Origin of the sequence: Streptomyces murinus (genome assembly GCF_002154555.1) — a bacterium.
GTDB lineage: Bacteria > Actinomycetota > Actinomycetes > Streptomycetales > Streptomycetaceae > Streptomyces > Streptomyces murinus.
Map to the genome: position 1 here is coordinate 1 of NZ_MUNF01000573.1, position 4,458 is coordinate 4,458.

Below are 4,458 nucleotides of genomic sequence, written 5' to 3' on the forward strand. Positions count from 1 at the left end.
GAGCGACGCGGGTCGGATGAGCGGCGCAGGCCCGACGAGCAGCGCGGGCCGGGCGCGCGATGCGGGTCGGGTGTGCGATGCGGGTCGGGTGAGCGGCGCAGGCCCGACGAGCGGCGCGGGCCGGATGCGCGATGCGGGTCGGATGAGCGGCGCGGATCGGGGCCGGACGAGCGACGGAGGCCGGGCATGCGACGAACTCCGGGCAAGGGTTGAAGGCTGGGCGAGCGACGCGGGTCGGATGAGTGCTTCGGGACCGACGAGCGATGCGGATCGGGCGCGCGACGCAGGCCGGATGAGCGGCGCGGGCCGGGTGCGCGATGCGGGTCGGATGAGCGGCGCGGGTCGGGTGTGCGATGCGGGCCGGATGAGCGGCGCAGGCCCGACGAGCGGCGCGGGCCGGGTGCGCGATGCGGGTCGGATGAGCGGCGCGGGTCGGGTGTGCGATGCGGGCCCGACGGGTGATTCGGGTCAGGTGAGCATCGAGTTCCTCGGCATGACGCCGTTGATCCTGCTGACCCTGGTGCTCGTGTGGCAGGCCGTGCTCGTGGGGTACACCTTCACGCTCGCCGGGAACGCCGCCGACGAGGCGGTACGGGCCGGTACGGCGGCGTCGCCGGGCGGTGCGCGGCAGGCGGCCTGCTCGGCGGCGGGGCGCAAGGACCTGTCGGCGGCGTGGCGGGGGGACGCGACGGTGAGCTGCGGCGGGTCCGGGTATGTCACGGCCGATGTCTCCCTGAAGGTCCCGGTGCTCTTCCCGGGCCTGATCGCCTTCCCGGCGCGGGTGCACGGGCACGCCGGCGCGGTGGAGGAGGCGAAGGACTGAGATGCGGTACCCGAGCGGGCGTTATGACCGTCGTGATCGCCGTGAGCGTCGTGAGCGCGGCCAAGTCGCCATCGAATACCTGGGGTTCCTGCCCGTACTGCTGATCGTCGCCCTCGCCGGCATCCAGCTCGGCGCCGTCGCCTACGCCGCCGAGCAGGCCGGTACGGCGGCCCGTGCGGGGGCGCGGGCCGCCTCGTTGCGGCAGGACGCGCAGCAGGCGTGCGCGGCGGCGGTCGGCGGGGGGATGCGGGTGAGTTGTGCGGAAGGCGGCGGGGGCGGCTCCGTGACCGTGACGGCGACCGTCCGCATCCCGAAGATCGTGTGGAGCTTCGGGGACGCCACCAAGTCGGCGACCATGCCGCTCGACCATTGAGGAGCCGGTGACCATGAGCCTGCGGGCACGCATCAGCACTCCGGAGGAGCACGGCAGCCGGGGCGAGGACGGGCATCTGGTCGCCGCCTACCGGGCCAAGCTGCTGGAGGAGATCGACCTCGCGGAGATGGGCGCGCTGGCCGCCGCGGAGCGCCGCAGCCGTCTCGAACGGGTGCTCGGGCACATCATCAGCCGGGAGGGCCCGGTGCTCTCCACGGTGGAGCGCGCCCAGCTGATCCGGCGAGTGGTGGACGAGGCGCTGGGCCTCGGCATCCTCGAACCCCTCCTGGAGGACACCTCGATCACCGAGATCATGGTGAACGGGGCGGACGCGATCTTCGTCGAACGCGGGGGCCGCGTCGAGCAGTTGCCGCTGCGCTTCGCCTCCGCGGACCAGCTGATGCAGACCATCGAACGGATCGTGTCGACCGTCAACCGCCGGGTGGACGAGTCGAATCCGATGGTGGACGCCCGCCTGCCGTCCGGCGAGCGCGTCAACGTCATCATCCCGCCGCTGTCGCTGACCGGGCCCATCCTCACCATCCGCCGCTTCCCGCGCTCCTTCACCCTCCAGGAGCTGATCGGGCTCGGCTCGCTCGACGAACCCATGGTGTATCTGCTGGCGGGACTGGTGCAGGCGAAGTTCAACATCATCGTCTCGGGTGCGACCGGCACCGGCAAGACGACCCTGCTCAACGCGCTGTCCGGGCTGATCCCGCCGCACGAGCGGATCATCACCATCGAGGACTCCGCCGAACTCCAGCTCCAGCAGAGCCATGTGGTCCGGCTGGAGTCGCGGCCGCCGAACGTCGAGGGCAAGGGCCAGGTCACCATCCGCGACCTGGTGCGCAACTCGCTGCGGATGCGGCCCGACCGGATCGTGGTCGGCGAGGTCCGCGGCGGCGAGTCCCTCGACATGCTCCAGGCGATGTCCACCGGCCATGACGGCTCCCTGGCCACCGTGCACGCCAACAGCGCCGAGGACGCCCTCACCCGGCTGCAGACGCTCGCCTCCATGTCCGACGTGGAGGTGCCGTTCGTCGCGCTGCACGACCAGATCAACAGCGCGGTCGACGTCATCGTCCAGCTCACCCGGTTCGCCGACGGCGCCCGCCGGATCACCGAGATCGCGCTGCTGGACAGCCACGGCGGGGAGCCGTACCGGCTGGCCAGCGTCGCCCGCTTCGCGGCGGAGCCGATGACGGCGGACGGCCGGGTGCCCGGCGCCTTCGCCTACTTCCCGCTGCCGCGCCGCACCGCCGACCGCCTGCACATGGCGAGCCAGCCCGTCCCGGGCGCCTTCGGCGTGGCCCGCACCGCCGACCAGCTCGCCACCCGAGAAGCCAGGTAGGCCCCCACATGGAACTCCACACCCTCGTCCAGCTCACGCTCGGAGCGGCGCTGCTGACCTGCGTGCTCGCGGTGATCGGCGTGCACAGCTACGCCCGAGGCCGGGCCCGGCGGGCCGAGCTGGTGGACCGCCTCACGCACACCGGGCCACCGGAGTCCGGCACCGGACGCAGGCGGCACTTCCGCGATCTCGACCGGCGGCTGCGCCGTACCCGCCTCGGCCGCTGGCTCGAACGGCGCCTGGCCACCACCGGGTTGGACATCACGCCGGGCGAGTTCTTCATGGCCATGCTCGGTACGGTCGCCGTGCTCTGGCTGATCGGCCAGGCCGCGCTCGCGCCGTTCTTCGGGCCGATCGCCGGGCTGCTGGGCATCTGGGCGGCGGTGCAGTTCCTCAACTGGCAGCGGCGCAGGCGCATCGAGCGGTTCATCGGCCAACTCCCGGAACTCGCCCGCATCCTGGCCAACGCCACGCAGGCGGGGCTCGCCCTGCGCACCGCGATCGGCATGGCCGCGGAGGAGCTGGAGGCGCCGGCCGGGGAGGAACTGGTCAAGGTGTCCGACCAGTTGGCGATCGGCCATTCCCTGGACGACGCCCTCGGTGAACTCGCCGACCGGCTTCCGTCGCGGGAACTGGTCGTGCTGGTGACGACGCTGGTGCTGTCCAACCGGGCCGGCGGCCAGGTCGTCTCCGCGCTGCGCAATCTCACCGAGACGCTGGAGGAGCGCAAGGAGACCCGGCGGGAGATCCGCACGCAGCTCTCCCAGGTGACCATGACGTCGTACGCCGTGCCCGTTCTCGGGGTCGGCGCGTTGTTCCTGATGAACGGCGTCAGGGACGGCGCCCTGGCCCGGATGACCGGCTCCCCGGTGGGCCAGGGCTGTGTGCTCGTCGCGTTCGGGCTGTACGCGGTCGGTTTCGTCCTCATCCGGCGGCTCAGCCGCATCGACGTGTGAGGGAAGGAGGATCCGATGGCCTTGCTGCTGGCCCTGCTGATGGGCGCCGCCGTGTGGGGGATCTTCACCGGTGTGCGCATGTACCGCGCCGACGCCAAGCTCCCCGTCGACCTCGCCGTCGCCCTGGAGGTCGGCGCCACCCGCACCGGCGCGGTGGGCTCCGTGATCGACCGCATGGGCATGCGGTACGCGCCGCTGGTGCTCCGGCTGATGGGACCCCGGCTGGTCGCCCGGTACCGGCGTCGGATCGACCTCGCGGGCAACCCCGGGGGCCTGACCATCGACCGGTACGCCGCCCGCCGCGCGGTGTACGGCGCACTGGGCGGCGTCGGCTTCCTGGTGTTCCTGCTGCGCGGCCAGTGGTTCGTGGCGGTTCTGCTGCTGCTGTTCGGGGCGTTCTGGACGGAGGTCGGCATCTGGTCGGCGATCCGGGTCCGCCGGGACGTGATCGAGCGGACCCTTCCGGACTTCCTGGACGTGCTGGCGGTCGTGGTCAGCGCCGGGCTCGGATTCCGGCAGGCCCTGGACCGGGTGGCGTCCCGCTACGAGGGTCCCTGGGCCGACGAACTCCGGATCACCCTGCGCCAGATGGACCTCGGCATGAGCCGCCGCCAGGCCTTCGCGGAGCTGCGCCGGCGCAATGACTCCGAACAGGTCGCCATGTTCGTCACCGCGCTCCAGCAGGGCGAGGAACTGGGCGCGCCGATCGTCGACACCCTCGTCTCCCTGGCCAAGGACATGCGCCGCACGGACGCCCAGAACGCCCGCCGCAAGGCCGCTCGCGCGGTACCCAAGGCCACGCTGATGATCACCACCTTCATGGTCCCGGCGACGATGCTCCTCCTCGGCGCGGGCCTGATCCTGGGCTCGGGCGTGGACTTCGGTTCCCTTACGGGGAAGTGAGCGGCATGGGCCATGAAGGGGCGAGGAACGTGAGGGGGGTGCTGTCGGAGGG

At 72.3% G+C, this 4,458-nt stretch carries 5 protein-coding genes; all 5 read left to right on the forward strand.

The features are described 5' to 3' along the window. Window positions 1-418: 418 nt before the first annotated feature. Genes CCN72_RS29935 through CCN72_RS29955 form a run of 5 tightly spaced genes read left to right on the forward strand, consistent with a single transcriptional unit; the run spans window position 419 to window position 4,406 of the window. Entirely contained in the window at window positions 419-823 is a 405-nt protein-coding gene (locus tag CCN72_RS29935; RefSeq protein WP_086811145.1) for a TadE/TadG family type IV pilus assembly protein, read from the forward strand. Between the two features lies 1 nt (window position 824). Continuing rightward, complete coding sequence (locus CCN72_RS29940) at window positions 825-1,196, forward strand: TadE/TadG family type IV pilus assembly protein (RefSeq protein WP_086811147.1); 372 nt, start codon at window positions 825-827, stop codon at window positions 1,194-1,196. 13 nt (window positions 1,197-1,209) lie between these two features. Further along, on the forward strand, window positions 1,210-2,547 hold the full coding sequence (locus tag CCN72_RS29945) for a TadA family conjugal transfer-associated ATPase (RefSeq protein WP_085566329.1): 1,338 nt from the start codon (window positions 1,210-1,212) through the stop codon (window positions 2,545-2,547). Window positions 2,548-2,555: 8 nt separating this feature from the next. Beyond that, window positions 2,556-3,503 (forward strand): type II secretion system F family protein, encoded by a 948-nt coding sequence (locus CCN72_RS29950; protein ID WP_086811149.1) that lies wholly within the window; start codon window positions 2,556-2,558, stop codon window positions 3,501-3,503. Window positions 3,504-3,518: 15 nt separating this feature from the next. Then, window positions 3,519-4,406 carry a DUF5936 domain-containing protein gene (locus tag CCN72_RS29955; protein ID WP_086811151.1) on the forward strand — a complete coding sequence of 296 codons (888 nt, stop codon included), beginning with the start codon at window positions 3,519-3,521 and terminating at the stop codon, window positions 4,404-4,406. The last annotated feature ends 52 nt before the right edge of the window (window positions 4,407-4,458 follow it).